Origin of the sequence: Methanosarcina sp. WWM596 (assembly GCF_000969965.1) — an archaeon.
Taxonomy (GTDB): domain Archaea; phylum Halobacteriota; class Methanosarcinia; order Methanosarcinales; family Methanosarcinaceae; genus Methanosarcina.
The window spans coordinates 570,661-583,804 of the sequence record NZ_CP009503.1 but is presented as its reverse complement, the minus strand read 5'-3'; the positions used below and the strand labels follow the sequence as shown (position 1 = coordinate 583,804).

The window sequence follows — 13,144 nt, the reverse complement described above, 5'->3', positions numbered from 1 at the left end:
AAGTTTAGAGAGTTATAGTTAAGTGTATCGGGGGTACAAAATGAACAAAAATCCGTGGATATATAGACAGGGAGAAAAAAAGAAAAAAGGGATCCTGATCTTAATTCTGATTCTGCTTGCAGGTGTAACCGTTGCCCTCTCAAATACCCCGTCTGAACAGACGGTTTATGTAAATACCGATGGGAGTGAAGCTTTCAACTGCGATGGAATCGATGACCAGGTAGAGATCAATAAAGCCCTCGCATATGTTGCAGAAAACCCGGAGTACACAACTGTTCATTTAAAAGGTCCTAATACATACACTATCTCGAGCAGCATTCTCATCGGCAGCAATACCATCCTGGAAGGGGATTCCACAACTGTGATTAAACTTGAAGATAAAGCAGGCTGGCCAGAGGAAAAACCCCTGATTACACAGATCGATAGTTCGGGAAACCAGAATATTACTATAAGAGGTTTTGAAATCGACGGAAACCATGACGGAAATAAGGAAAAAGGCAGGGGAAAAGGGTACTACAACCTGATCCATTTTCTCAACTGCAAAAATATTCAGGTATATGATATGTATATGCATGACAGCCACGGTGATGGGCTGAAAGTGGTGAAAGGTTACAATATTCAATTTTATAACAACACGATATATAAACTCGGGCATGATGCTCTTTATATTATCTATTCTTCAAATGTAAAAGCCTGGAACAACAAAATAACGTGCAGAACAAACAGCGGGCTCAGAGTATATAACGGGAATCAAGTCAAATTTTATAACAATGTAATCAATTCCGAGGGGGAAGGCGGAGCTGGAATTGAAATCCAGAAAGCGGGTTCGTCAACAGTAATGGATGAAATAGAAATTTACAACAACCTGATATATGAAACAAATGCCGCAGGAATCTGGATTACAGGCTACGGGTCCACATATTCAAAAGATTCTGCAAAAGATATATACATTCACAATAATAAATTTTACAAAACTGGCATTAATTTCGGTGCCGACTGGGCAGGAGGTATCGTCATCAACGGTTTTTACGATACCCTGATAGAAAACAACGTATTCGATGGATGCTATGGGGCGGCAATTGCTCATAAAGAGGTAAACAACGAGTTTTCATCTCCAGAGTCAGGCTATACAACCATTGCACGAAATAATATAATAATTAATACCCAATCGAATCCTGCCGCCGGAGAAGGTTATGCTTTTTATAATGAATTGAAAAACACTCATTCGTTCATCCTTCAAAACAACTGTCTCTTAAACAATTCGGGTGGAGACTACATGTATGCCAGCTCTACATCGGATGTACAGGCCGATCCTGCACTTATTGAACAGCTGGGTAAAAACGGGTCTTCAGTGCAAAACCTGCCCTGTGCAGACGCGATAAACGCAGGGCCACAGGAAATGCCTTATGAGATAGATGAGCATGGCATCGATGCAAGACGGGAAGAAGGCATCAAATATGATATTGAAAGGGCTATATCAAAAATAGTAAAGTTTGTGAAAAATACCTTTTTGGGTTTTACTTCGGGAGAATCGGACGAAGAAACCCTTAAAATCGCCTCACTGTCGGTTGTTTCGGACAACAGGCTGAAAGAAGAGTCTCCTAACACGACATATCGAGAAACTGAATATACCGATGTGGGAAAAAGACCAGAGGGAGGAATATACAGGGCTGTCATGATTTTTGAACTGAACGAGCTGGATGAAGCAGACCGTATTGAAAAAGCAACCCTTTCTTTGTTCTGGTATTACCCAGAAGTGGCCAGGCTGGAAGATACTGTTCTTGAAGTATACAGGCCGGAAAAATGGTGTGAGGAACATGTTACCTGGGAAGAAAGAGAAACAGAAACCCTCTGGCAGAACCCAGGAGGAGACTGGTACGATAAAAATGGTGTTTCTCAGGGTAGCAACCCATATGCGACAATCACTATTAAGAGCAGTGATCTTCCGGAAGACCGTTATTATGAGCTGGATGTAACAGAGCTTGTGCAGGAGTACACCAGTGGGAAGTATGAAAATACCGGTTTCCTGATAAAAGCCAGAGTGGAAGACAATAATTATATTGCATTCTACAGTTCGGAATGGCAAAACAAAGCCCAGAGACCAAAACTTACTATAGAGTATACAAACAAGTGAACTACCCGCTAAATCTAAAGATTTAAGGGGTTTCCTGTTTCAAGGGGTTTCCTGTTTCATCCGTTCAGCTGCCTTCTTGTTCTTGCCGGGATTTACCTGTGTCAAAAAAGAAAAGATCCCAGAGTATTTGCCCTTGTTAAACAGGTGGAATCCTATTGTTTTTGAGTAAAATACATTACAGAGAAAGGTCTGGAAGTTTTCCTTCCAAACCTCAACGAGCAAGTCCTACCCTGTCATTCCTTTTCTTTTCAACCTGCATATCAAAGAGCATTCCGAACAGGAGCATCTGAAGTCCGGTACCCAGTACGAAGAAACCAAGCAGTGGGTAATAGGAAGGTAGAGGGTTTTGAAACAATAGCTGTAAAAGTCCCCAGAACCCCAGGAGCACACTCAAAGGTAAGGCAAGCATTCCAAGGAAGTAGAACAGAACCAGAGGATGGAAATCCAGTACCGTGTATTTGATCCTTAGCCTCCAGAGAAAACCCCTGAATAGCATGGGTGAAACCTTAAGGATATACTTGCTGTACTTTATGGATGACTTTTCTCTGCCGTAACGGGCAGGGATTACCACATCCATGACCCTCATTCCAAAGGCATTAAGCTTGATCAGCAGGTCGTTACAATAGCCATAGTAAGGGTAAACTGAATCCAGATCGATAACCTCAAGGGCCTGTCTGGAAATGGCTGTATACCCGTTCTGTGGGTCCATAATATGCCAGTATCCACTCCCAATTTTAGTCAGGAAACTCAGCAGAAGGTTTCCAAAAGACCTCCACCTGCTCATCCCGGTCATAAAATTGTCCGAAAGGAGCCGGTTACCCTTTGTGTAGTCAGCCCATCCCTCGATAATCGGAAAGATCAATCTTGGAAGCTGGGCAGGATCCATCTGGTTATCCCCGGCCATAACTACTACAATATCCATTTCATCTTTTAGAGCAAGCTTGTACCCGTTAATTATTCCTGCTCCGACACCTTTGTTTACCTCGTGGCGCAAATAAACGATTCTCGGGTCTCCGAACTTTTTTACAATCTCTCCAGTCCGGTCAATACTACAATCATCGATAACATAGATCCGATCAACATACTCTGGAATCCCACTCAGGGTTTCGCCAATAAGCAGTTCTTCATTATAAGCAGGTATTACAACTCCTATACGGGCGCTCTCAAGCTTTCGAAATGCAGGATCAACGTCAAAGCTCAGGTAGTTAACCTTAAGGTCTTCGGTTTTCGCAGCAGAAAGCAGGGACTTCAAAGACATATGCTCTTTGCCTGAACTAATATTCTGAAGCGATCTTGAGTTTATGGCAAGAAAGCCTATTTTTTCTTTAAAGGTGCTTTTCCCGTTCAGAAGCATGACAGTCTCCTGTTCACAGGAAATCCGGCAGGGCCAGGAACCTATCGACAGGTCAAACCCCTGCCTTAATGGCTCGAGAACATGAGACAGTAGATCTATATCCTGCATGCACTCAGGATAGATAAGAACCACAAGCTCTGAATCAAGGGATGCCCTATAAAGAATTTTTATTAATGATTCTTCTCCTCCGGTCAAAGGGACGACTCTTGCCCCTCCCAGAGCTGCTACTTCCATCGTTCGGTCAGTAGAACCTTTGTCAATCACGAGTACGCGGTCTGCATAACTTGCCGCAATCAGGACCTTGCTTCCTATGGAAGCCTCCTCGTTTTGAGCTGGAATCAAGACCGTAAACTCGTGCCTGAGAGGCCTATCGGAAAGTTGAGATGGCGATGAAACTATACTGATAGGATCGGAAATTAGAGAATTAAAACAAAGTGTAAGAGCTGAATACAAACCCTCTTCACCCCCCTATGAATATGCGTTATACTATAACCCCCTGTATATGTATAAATGCAAAAATATTAAAGGCTATCATTTAAAAGATATTGTACAAAAAATATATATAAAGATAACATGTGACTAAAAATAATTCGTGAAAATATTAAGAACTTATGAGATATTAAGAACTTATGAGATATTAAGAACTTATGAGAATACCCCATTTATTGAATAGAGAGTTGCTGACATATAGTATGTCCTAACCCAGTTATATATTAAGGCATGAATCTCAGAGACCGGGGAAAAGATAAGCATCATAAAAGCTCCTTGATATCATGCAGTAACCTTAAGAAAAATAATGTTGCACCGGGAGCTTATTAATCCTTCCGGTGATAAGGAAAGGAGAGAGCTGAGGGAATAAGATTAAGTGGTAAAGAAGCGCATTGTATAGGCATACTCCATTGGTCATCAGTTAAGGAATTTTCTTGCCCGAAAGCTATCGATTTTGTACCATAAATCGATCTCAAACTTTGCCCTCTCAAATTTTGCCCTCTTTATCTAAAATCAAGACTCTGCTTCAGCCTATATTATATTAAAATTTTAGACAACTGTTGTAGAGATAGGTGCAATTTATCATGATTCCTCACTTAACCGAAGACACATGAGGCATACTCTGAGAGCGCGTGAAGTAGTAAAGGAGCTTCTTTAGTTGAGAGGAATTCAAGCAAAATATAGAAGTGCCAATAGGCTTTAAAAAATGAAGCAGAGGAGTTCAATATATGCGCGTAGTCAGAGTCTACTGGCAAAAAATATTGATGGCAGGATAAAACTGACATACAAAGAATATATATTAATTAAAAGGGAAACGGCATAATGGTAAGGCATACGCCGTCAATTGGGGAAAAAAGGGTTTGAAATTTAACTTACCTGTATTCTGGAAGGCTTCCATACAATGAAAGGAACAATATGGAAAAATCGAATTGAAGCCTATCTGAAAAAGCAGTAAGAACTCAAGGTCATTCTGTTCAAGAATTGATCTTTATTTACTGATAAAATTGATCTTTATTTACAGATAAAATTGATCTTTATTTACAGATAAAATTGATCTTTATTTACAGATAAAATTGATCTTTATTTACAGATAACATACTATCTGTGTTGAAATATCCTGTTTTTTTGCAGGATATCAGACAATCGAGATAATAAAGCCTGATAAAGTAATTGTGGGGGGTAAAATTGATACGAGTAGGAGTGGTTGGAACCGGCTACATGGGAGAGAACCATGTCAGGATTTATAGTGAAATGGAAGACGTAAATTTGATAGGGATTTCCGATCCCAATACTTCAAGGGTAAAAGAGCTTGCAGCAAGATACAATACATTGCCTTTTGCAGACCATAAAAAAATGTTCAAGAAAACAAAGCTTGACGCAATCAGTATTGCAGCTCCTACCACACTTCATTGCCCCATAGTACTTGATGCCCTTGAAGCAGGGGTGGACGTGCTTGTAGAAAAGCCTATTGCAGACAGTGTGGAAAATGCAGCCGCAATGATCGAATCTGCTGAAGAAATGGACAGATATCTGATGGTGGGGCATATAGAGAGGTTTAATCCTGCGGTACTAAAATTAAAAGAGATCGTCGATTCAGAGGCTCTGGGAAAAATCGTCTCTATCTCAACCAGAAGAGTCGGCCCTTACAATCCCAGGATAAGGGATGTGGGGGTAATCCTGGATATTGGGGTACATGATATAGATATAATCTCCTGCATCTACGGAATGAAGATAAACCAGGTATATGCCGTAGCGGGCTCAGATATTCATTCCTTTGAAGATCATGCGACCATTCACCTGCGCCTGAACCACAAATACTCAGGGCTTGTGGAGACAAACTGGCTTACCCCTCACAAAATCCGGAAGCTTACTGCTGTAGGTCTGAAAGGTGTTGCATATCTGGACTACCTGGATCAAAGTGTGGAACTCCATAACGATGGATGGATCCAGAAAGCCAGGGTAGAAAAAGCGGAACCTTTGCAAAAGGAACTCTTCCATTTTATCTGCTGTGAGAAGGATGGAACATGCCCGATACCCTCAGGAAAAGAAGGAAAGCATGCTCTGGAAGTGGCGCTGGCTGCAATCCAGTCATACAGAGAAGAAAAAATTATTGAGATATGAAACTGGTGGAAAAAAGAATACGGCAGTTAAGGAAAGAGTAGGGATTTAAAAAAGCACATGATATTCTTTGAATAACAAGCACAAAAAATAAAAGTGTGAAAAGCACGTTCATGCCGTGCGACAAGAAGTTATGTTATGGATTACTTGAATGCTGCCTTCCATTTGGGGGTAACCCTACCAGAATGTGCATCAGCAGTAATGCAGGTGTGCAAAGCTTCTGGAACAATGTGAATAACTTTGAAAATCCAATTTAGACGATTTGATAGGGTAAGGATTCCATGGGAAACGTAAAGTGAATCATTGTAAAAGTCGTCAAGTACTCCAAACGAAACTAGATTGATACACTTGAACCAAAATGGTATGAAATCAGGCTTTAATTATTGGAAGAGAAGCAATACCAGAAGATGGGATTTCAAAACTGAGATTAACGAGTTATTGCTTCAATCTAAAACCGGAATATACAGATATATTTCTTAAAAATTGCAAATGAATCCATTTCTCGATCCGGATTACTTTTATTAACATCGAAATAAATTAGGTTTTTGGAAAGGATATTCCATTTGAAAAAAAAGATTGTTGCCTGATACAGAAAAGGCTATAGAATGCTTGATCTGTATGAATCGAGAAATTCATGTACAGTTCTTAGGTTACCTGGGAATGCTCTATTATCATACAGGCGGCTTTACATCCACCAGAAAAATCGGCTGCAATGTGGTGGGGATTGATATTGCGGAACTTTTTATTGAGGAAGCAAAAGAAAGAGCCAGAAGACAGAGCGTTTCGGAGAGGGTGGAGTTCAGGGTTGCGGACACTTATGCCCTGCCCTTCGAAGCCGGGACTTTTGACGCAGTGATAACCGAGTTTGTGTCCCAGTTCCTTGACAGGGGTAGGACCTTCAAAGAATTTGCGCCGGTCCTGAAAACTGAGGGCTATATGGGAATCAACGAAATGTACAAAGAGGAGAGGATTTCCCCGAAAGCCGCTGAAGAAATCGCTCACGCAGAAAAAGTATTCGGGGAAATTATAGAGCTTCCCTTTTCACTCCCCACACCGGAAGAATAGAAAAGGGGACTTCAAGAAGGCGGGCTCAAAGACGTAAATGTCCGAAAGTTCAGGTCTTCTCCGAGACCCGGAGAAGTAAACGCATTGATTGGGGGATGGGCGGGACCTGGAAATTTGCCCGGTATTTTGCAGAGCTGATTTTGAAAATGGGGAAGTATTACCTGTTCGGCAGAAAGATCAGATACAGTTTCAAATGGCTGGGAGAAGGCAAAAAAATCCTGCTCCGAAAAAGTAAACCTCAAAATATGTGGGTTACATCCTTGTTATCAGAATAAAAGAATGAGAAAAGGATGAGAAAAACAGGCAGAAAATAAAAAAGGAAAAGAAAAAGGGGAACAGAAAGATAGGAAATAAAAAAAAGATAGAAAGAAAAAAAGCAAAGAGAAAGGGAAACCGACAGATAAAAAGAGCTTAACTTTAAGAAAATAAGTAAATTTTGGAAAATAATATAAGGAAGCAACTGAAAAGTAGCGCATGAGTGTTGCACTAAGTCCCCCTCGCAGTTTTCTCCTGGGAAAAATCAAATTGCGTGCGGCCACCCCAACCTAAAGGATGGGGTATGCTGATGGGCCGCCCGCCCGGTTATTCTGGTACTTAGAAATCGTCAATTTTCCGTTGCCTAGACTTTAATCTATATGATTGAACCTCTGTTTTCGGTTTTCCCTGCGACTCCTTAATGTAGTGCTTGATTGTGTCAGCGGTTACATTTCCAACGGATCGATAGAATTTACCACTTGACCATAGACTTCCACCCCAATATCGTGTTCTCAGTTCAGGATGAAGCTTGAACAATCTGTAAGAACTACCTCCTTTCAAGTATTGAACCACCTCTGATAGAGAGGTGCTTGGGTGGAATTCCAGGAACAGGTGAACATGATTATCTACAACTTCCAGAGCATGGATTTTGTAGCCTTTCTCTGTGCAAATATTGTGGAATATAGACTCGCAATCCTTTTTAACTCGTTTATTGTAGAATATCTTGTATCGATACTTAGGCACCAACACGATGTGGTAGGTAATCTGACCATAGCCATGGCTAAAACTGCGCAATTCCAACGCTTATCACATCCTAGCCATAGGTAGCTGGAACCACCTGTGGCTATGGTGTCAAAAAACCTCATTTTACAAAAAAACGATGATTGATACAGTTTAAGCGAATACAAAACAGCCAGCGAGGGTTCACTTCATCCCCGACCTGAAGGTCAGGGTATTCGTGACCCTCTGCACTCCCATAGTAATAAAGGACTTTTGCCAATAGAGATTGCTTCCTGAAATAAGATGTTGGAGAACTCCTCCGGCATACTTAAGAAGCTTCTAGGGGAGATGGAATTAAAATGAAAATATCGTTTATTGACCTGGCATTCCTATCTGAAAAAAGGAAAGATTTGTTGCTCCTTCTAGAAGAAGGGCCCAAGACAGGTGACGAAATAAAAACCGCCCTTAACGTTAACTCGACTTCAATTATGCCGCAGATCAAGAAATTAAAGGAAGGGCGTCTGATCGTTCAGGATGAGAAAAATACCTACAGGCTCTCGGATATGGGGGAAATCGTTGTAGAAAAGATGGAGCCTCTGCTTGATACGGTAAGGGTTTTTGAGGAAAACTACGATTACTGGATTAACCATGATTTTACCGCAATTCCCGAGTATCTTCTTAACAGGATTAATGAACTAGGGAATTACTTCATGCTTGAAGTCGATCTTAACCGGCTTTTCGAAGTTCCCGAAGACTTCAAAAAGAACCTTCTCGCGTCAAAACATATAAAAATATTCCTTTCATACTTTAATCCTCTCCATATCGAGATATATTCCGAGCTCGTACGAAAAGAAGCAGAGATGTGCCTTATCCTTACAGAGCCGGTCTTTGAGAGAATGAAAAAGGATTATTTTGAAGACCTGAAAACTCTTGTAGAATCAAAGAATACGGAAGTCTATATATGTAACAAAAATGTGACACTTAAAGATGTCGTAACAGAACGTTTCTGCTCTCTTGTACTCTTTGATAAAAAAGGAAAGTTTGACCACCAGCGGTTGATGAGCTTCGATGAAAGCGCACTTAAATGGTGTGAAGAGCTTTTTTTATATTATAAAAATATGTCCAGGCGACTGGACAACATATAATTTACCGGGTAATATGGCATGTTTAAGACAGAGGCGGAATCTGTTTAAAACATAAGGCTTTAGCCGGATGTAGACGAAAATCAAACTGAGTGAAAACGGGACTGAAAAAATATTCAGCTCGAAATAGAAAAAAATGTATTTCCGGCTACAATAGTTTTCCAATGTTAGTTTACTTTTCCTGATTTTCTTTGTTCTCCAAATTTTGATTTCTTTAGACTGCAAACATCATATTGTAATTCGGTTTGCGTTCCAATTTGCTGTTCTGTGTCTTTCCTTTATACTCCCAGATATTTATCTATAAGGGACCTGAACCTGTGGATATTTATGGGTTTTGAAATATAATCTACACATCCCATTTCGATAAAGTGTTCTTCACTTCCCTTCATGGCATGAGCTGTGACAGCTATCACAGGAATGTCTGAAGTCTCAGGGTTCTTTTTTATCCTGTCCAGAACTTCAAGTCCATCCATTTTAGGAAGTTGCATGTCTAGGAGGATAATATCGAACTTTTTCTCAGCAAGGTGTTCAAGAGCCTTTATCCCGTCCTCAGCTTCCGTTACATGGTGTCCGTAAAACTCCAGGAGATCCAGGATCAATTCCATGTTCATGGGGTTATCTTCGACAATAAGAATTTCTTTCATCTTCACGCCTCTTCAGCATAGCTAATTGTTTTATCTTATTAATTAACTCTTTTCTTCCGAAAGTTTCCTTTTTCATAATAGAAATAAGATGACCCTTAAGTTCGTCATTCAGTTCTTCAATATTTTTCTCGGTTAACTCGCCTGCGGTACATTAAACTGAATTGAGATTTTTTTGTCTGTTCACCTGATCTAAGGCGGGCAACTACCTCAAATCCGCTTATTTCCGGCATCAACAGATCGAAAATAAGGATATCCGACTGCTGCTCGGAAAAGAGTCTGTCCAGGCCTTCCTGCCCACCATAGGCCTTTGCCACCTCAAAGCCTTCAGGTTTAATCATAGTACTCAGAAGTTCCACTGAATTCTCATAGTCATCAATGATGAGAATCCTCGGTTCTTCTAACCTGAACTTACCTGTGATTTCTTATAAGGAATCCAGCAGTTCGACTCTTTTTACTGGTTTTGTAAAGGAATAAGTTGCCCCAAGGGCAATTCCCAGCTTGTTGTTGTCTGTAACTGAAATAATAAGTACGAAAGGGCTGTATCAGGGTCGTTCTTCAGCTGCTTCAGGGCAGTCCAGTCGTTAATATCAGGAAGAAAAACATCTAGTTCCTATAGGCCTAAATGATCTCAAAGGTAATGTTCTTGTAGGCGTTGGATTGCTGGAAAATGAAACACGGTATCGCATGTTATTCGACCACAGCACGGATGCCTTTATCCTTAGTGACCCCAGAGGTGACGGGAAAATTCTGTCAGTTAATCCAGTCGCTTACCGGATGCTGAGTAGGCAGAAAAAGAACTGATCGGAGGGGGTGCAAGGGGATGTTTGACCTGGAAGATCCTGCGGTATCCGACGTATTAGACAAACTTATGCGCTCTGGATCAATAAAAGCCCAGTTAACTTACAGTCTCAAGGAAGGAACTACGTTTACTGGAGAGATAAGCAGCGCCCTTTTCACGGATAGTAACGGAGAGCCGCAGATAGTCTAATCATCAGATATATTACCGAGAGCAAAAAAGCAGAAGAAGCTCTAAAAGAAACACATAACAATTTAGAAGAAAAAGTTAAAGCGCATACTTCTGAGCTTGAAGAAGCTTATAACTCACGTTCTGCAAATGTACATAAATATGTAATTAATTTATCGATTTATCCAATATTTTCAACATTATAGTAGATTTGTTTTCAATCAGTGATTATATTGAGAATATAGAGAACATTTTTACGGGCTTGTCAAATAAGAAAGAGCAATTACTCGCTCTCCCTCTTCTAAGTAGGATAAGAGAAAGTAATTGCTCACTTTCCCTCTCCAACGAACGGAGCGTAAAAGTTTCCTTTTACTGGCAAGTAACCCAGGGGAATTTCACCCCTAGACCCTTTCAGAACTGAACTTGAGCCTCTCGACTCATCCGGCTCCCATTACCCAACCAATAGGGCTTTGTTTTGCCCATCGGTTACTCCCTTACCGTTGACCAATATTCAAAACTGGATAACATAATCTCTTCACTCCGGTCCCATTACATATTGAGCTTAAACGAGAGCTGGGGACGGAATTCAGAATTACATTTAGGGCTACGGGAAAAAATCATGAATTAAACCTGAGCTAAACAGGCAGTCCGACAATAAACTTGGATAATTAGAGTTAGCTGAATTTCATTGTTCTAAAAGCACAAAATGGAAAGGAAAGTAAAAAGAAAATACTATCCAGTAGCCTTCACATGGAAGTACGGAGCGGGAAAAAGTTTCTGAAAGAAGAAAAATGAGCAAAACATCTTTTTAAGAGACGTCCTGCACATCGGCTTCAGGCATTTGCTGCCTTGCCGAAGATCTCGATAAACTCATCGCACTGAGCAACAATAATTGCTGCCGTTTCCTTTAAGATCAGAATCGGATCCGTACCATCGGTTTTGATGTAAAGGATAGGGTCGCTAATGCTCACGTGTTTCATGTCGTAAAAAGCTGCTTCAACCCTGTCATCTTTAATCAGGAGGTCCTTAAGAAGATTGAGAAGGGTGTGAGTTTCGCCTCTGAGCTCGACTTCAAGATCGCTATTTGTTTTAGTAATGATGTTCAGTTCCATTGGTGACCACCTGTAAATGGTGAATGATATAGCCAGCTATAAACAGCCTGCCAAATAATGCATAATTCGTCATAAAATGCCGAAACCTGCATAAAGTAAGATAGGGAAAGAGAAATTTACCTTATTCCTTTCCCGTACCCGGTTGAGATCTTACGGGTTTCAGTCATATTGCAGACAGGGCATTTAAGCTTTTTCCCTTCCGGCACGAGTTCGCCTCTGCAGTTTGAGCAGTAAGCTTTTACAACTCCAAGAGAATCTTCGGCTGTGGTAAGGCGCATTCTGTCAACTTCAATGACTCTGGCCCTTATAATATCAGACGGCCTGAACTCATCTAACAGTCTCTTGACATATGAGTCCCTTACATTTGAAACGTGGATATCTCCTGGCCTTGATCCGACAATTTCCCTGTTTTCTTTTCCTTCAATTCCTGCAACTTCCACCATTGCCCCGGACTCGCGGACGTCAGTGATCCTACCGTAAATTATGTCCCCGACTTTAAGAATATTTGGAGTAAGAGTATTTGGCTTAACCGAGACCACCCTGGCTTTTCTGTCAATGAGTACATTGCCTGTGGCAGTAGAATAAATATCTCCGGCAATTACTGCTGCTCCGGGACCTGGCTTGAATTCCTCCGTAGTACCAACAAGTTCTCCCGGAAGAACAAAATCTCCTTTTTCAAGTTCTTCTTCAGATATCACGGTTTCTCCGACAGAAGACCTGAAACCTGACATTTCCTTCCTATCTCGGGGAGTTTTCTTAGGATATGGGAACCTTCTCTTTTTGTTAGGATCACCCTTGAACTGGTCTCGGGACTGACCCTTGAAATGATCTCGGGACTGGTCTCGTTGCGGACCCCTGGACTGGTCTCGTTGCGAACTCCTGGACTGGTCTCGTTGCGGACCCCTGGACTGGTCTCGTTGCGGACCCCTGGACTGATCTCGTTGCGGGCCCCTGGACTGATCTCGTTGCGGGCCCCTGGACTGATCTCGTTGCGAGCCCCTGGACTGATCTCGTTGCGAGCCCCTGGACTGATCTCGGGGCTGGCTTTTAAACTGATCCCTTGACTGATCCCTGTTTTCGCCAGTTGGCGGGACCGATTTTTCATCAATAGACTTTCCTTCACCAGGACCTGTTAATTTTTTCCTAG

Annotated in this window: 13 protein-coding genes; 6 read left to right on the top strand and 7 right to left on the bottom strand. The window is 41.3% G+C overall.

What is annotated here, in order from left to right; all coding sequences use genetic code 11:
• Positions 1–40 precede the first annotated feature (40 nt).
• Positions 41–2,134 (top strand): disaggregatase related repeat-containing protein, encoded by a 2,094-nt coding sequence (locus MSWHS_RS02610; RefSeq protein WP_048125792.1) that lies wholly within the window; start codon positions 41–43, stop codon positions 2,132–2,134.
• A gap of 211 nt (positions 2,135–2,345) precedes the next feature.
• Here MSWHS_RS02610 and MSWHS_RS02600 read toward each other — a convergent pair whose 3' ends face one another.
• Positions 2,346–3,941, bottom strand: a complete 1,596-nt coding sequence (locus MSWHS_RS02600) for a glycosyltransferase (RefSeq protein ID WP_048125787.1) — start codon at positions 3,939–3,941, stop codon at positions 2,346–2,348.
• A gap of 1,221 nt (positions 3,942–5,162) precedes the next feature.
• On the opposite strand from MSWHS_RS02600, the gene MSWHS_RS02595 reads away from it, so the two are divergent.
• A complete protein-coding gene (locus MSWHS_RS02595) occupies positions 5,163–6,098 on the top strand; it encodes a UDP-N-acetylglucosamine 3-dehydrogenase (protein WP_082088314.1) in 936 nt (311 codons plus the stop codon).
• 615 nt (positions 6,099–6,713) lie between these two features.
• Complete coding sequence (locus MSWHS_RS18310) at positions 6,714–7,160, top strand: class I SAM-dependent methyltransferase (RefSeq protein ID WP_082088313.1); 447 nt, start codon at positions 6,714–6,716, stop codon at positions 7,158–7,160.
• 594 nt (positions 7,161–7,754) lie between these two features.
• Here the strand turns inward: MSWHS_RS18310 and tnpA are convergent.
• Positions 7,755–8,216 carry an IS200/IS605 family transposase gene (gene tnpA / locus MSWHS_RS18815; protein ID WP_082088120.1) on the bottom strand — a complete coding sequence of 154 codons (462 nt, stop codon included), beginning with the start codon at positions 8,214–8,216 and terminating at the stop codon, positions 7,755–7,757.
• Positions 8,217–8,494: 278 nt separating this feature from the next.
• Between tnpA and MSWHS_RS02580 the strand changes: the two genes are divergently transcribed.
• Entirely contained in the window at positions 8,495–9,280 is a 786-nt protein-coding gene (locus MSWHS_RS02580; RefSeq protein ID WP_048158723.1) for a winged helix-turn-helix domain-containing protein, read from the top strand.
• A gap of 275 nt (positions 9,281–9,555) precedes the next feature.
• On the opposite strand, the gene MSWHS_RS02575 is transcribed toward MSWHS_RS02580, so the two are convergent.
• On the bottom strand, positions 9,556–9,921 hold the full coding sequence (locus MSWHS_RS02575; RefSeq protein ID WP_048125778.1) for a response regulator: 366 nt from the start codon (positions 9,919–9,921) through the stop codon (positions 9,556–9,558).
• A gap of 116 nt (positions 9,922–10,037) precedes the next feature.
• Complete coding sequence (locus tag MSWHS_RS21150; protein ID WP_231585545.1) at positions 10,038–10,277, bottom strand: response regulator; 240 nt, start codon at positions 10,275–10,277, stop codon at positions 10,038–10,040.
• A 328-nt stretch (positions 10,278–10,605) separates the two neighbouring features.
• Here MSWHS_RS21150 and MSWHS_RS22175 point away from each other — a divergent pair, with 328 nt between their 5' ends.
• Both MSWHS_RS22175 and MSWHS_RS19925 read left to right on the top strand, forming a co-directional pair.
• The gene (locus MSWHS_RS22175; protein ID WP_082088009.1) at positions 10,606–10,722 is read left to right on the top strand and encodes a PAS domain-containing protein; all 117 of its coding nucleotides are present in this window, start codon (positions 10,606–10,608) and stop codon (positions 10,720–10,722) included.
• Positions 10,723–10,741: 19 nt separating this feature from the next.
• The gene (locus MSWHS_RS19925; RefSeq protein ID WP_156148053.1) at positions 10,742–10,909 is read left to right on the top strand and encodes a hypothetical protein; all 168 of its coding nucleotides are present in this window, start codon (positions 10,742–10,744) and stop codon (positions 10,907–10,909) included.
• Between the two features lie 809 nt (positions 10,910–11,718).
• On the opposite strand, the gene MSWHS_RS02565 is transcribed toward MSWHS_RS19925, so the two are convergent.
• The 3 genes from MSWHS_RS02565 to MSWHS_RS21140 all read right to left on the bottom strand — a co-directional run bounded on the left by MSWHS_RS02565 (position 11,719) and on the right by MSWHS_RS21140 (position 13,102).
• Positions 11,719–11,997: a DNA-directed RNA polymerase subunit L gene (locus MSWHS_RS02565; protein WP_048125776.1), complete on the bottom strand. Its 279-nt coding sequence runs from the start codon at positions 11,995–11,997 to the stop codon at positions 11,719–11,721.
• Positions 11,998–12,113: 116 nt separating this feature from the next.
• Positions 12,114–12,695: an exosome complex RNA-binding protein Csl4 gene (locus MSWHS_RS21145; protein ID WP_231585544.1), complete on the bottom strand. Its 582-nt coding sequence runs from the start codon at positions 12,693–12,695 to the stop codon at positions 12,114–12,116.
• On the bottom strand, positions 12,692–13,102 hold the full coding sequence (locus MSWHS_RS21140; RefSeq protein ID WP_231585543.1) for a hypothetical protein: 411 nt from the start codon (positions 13,100–13,102) through the stop codon (positions 12,692–12,694). The genes MSWHS_RS21145 and MSWHS_RS21140 overlap by 4 nt, the downstream gene beginning before the upstream one ends.
• Positions 13,103–13,144 lie beyond the last annotated feature (42 nt).

Bases quoted from the DNA above. Each gene is read 5' to 3' on its own strand.
- MSWHS_RS02575 (WP_048125778.1), bottom strand. From the start codon at position 9,921: ATGAAAGAAATTCTTATTGTCGAAGATAACCCCATGAACATGGAATTG.
- MSWHS_RS19925 (WP_156148053.1), top strand. From the start codon at position 10,742: ATGTTTGACCTGGAAGATCCTGCGGTATCCGACGTATTAGACAAACTT.
- MSWHS_RS21140 (WP_231585543.1), bottom strand. From the start codon at position 13,102: ATGAAAAATCGGTCCCGCCAACTGGCGAAAACAGGGATCAGTCAAGGG.
- MSWHS_RS02580 (WP_048158723.1), top strand. From the start codon at position 8,495: ATGAAAATATCGTTTATTGACCTGGCATTCCTATCTGAAAAAAGGAAA.
- MSWHS_RS18310 (WP_082088313.1), top strand. From the start codon at position 6,714: ATGAATCGAGAAATTCATGTACAGTTCTTAGGTTACCTGGGAATGCTC.
- MSWHS_RS02610 (WP_048125792.1), top strand. From the start codon at position 41: ATGAACAAAAATCCGTGGATATATAGACAGGGAGAAAAAAAGAAAAAA.
- MSWHS_RS22175 (WP_082088009.1), top strand. From the start codon at position 10,606: ATGTTATTCGACCACAGCACGGATGCCTTTATCCTTAGTGACCCCAGA.
- MSWHS_RS02565 (WP_048125776.1), bottom strand. From the start codon at position 11,997: ATGGAACTGAACATCATTACTAAAACAAATAGCGATCTTGAAGTCGAG.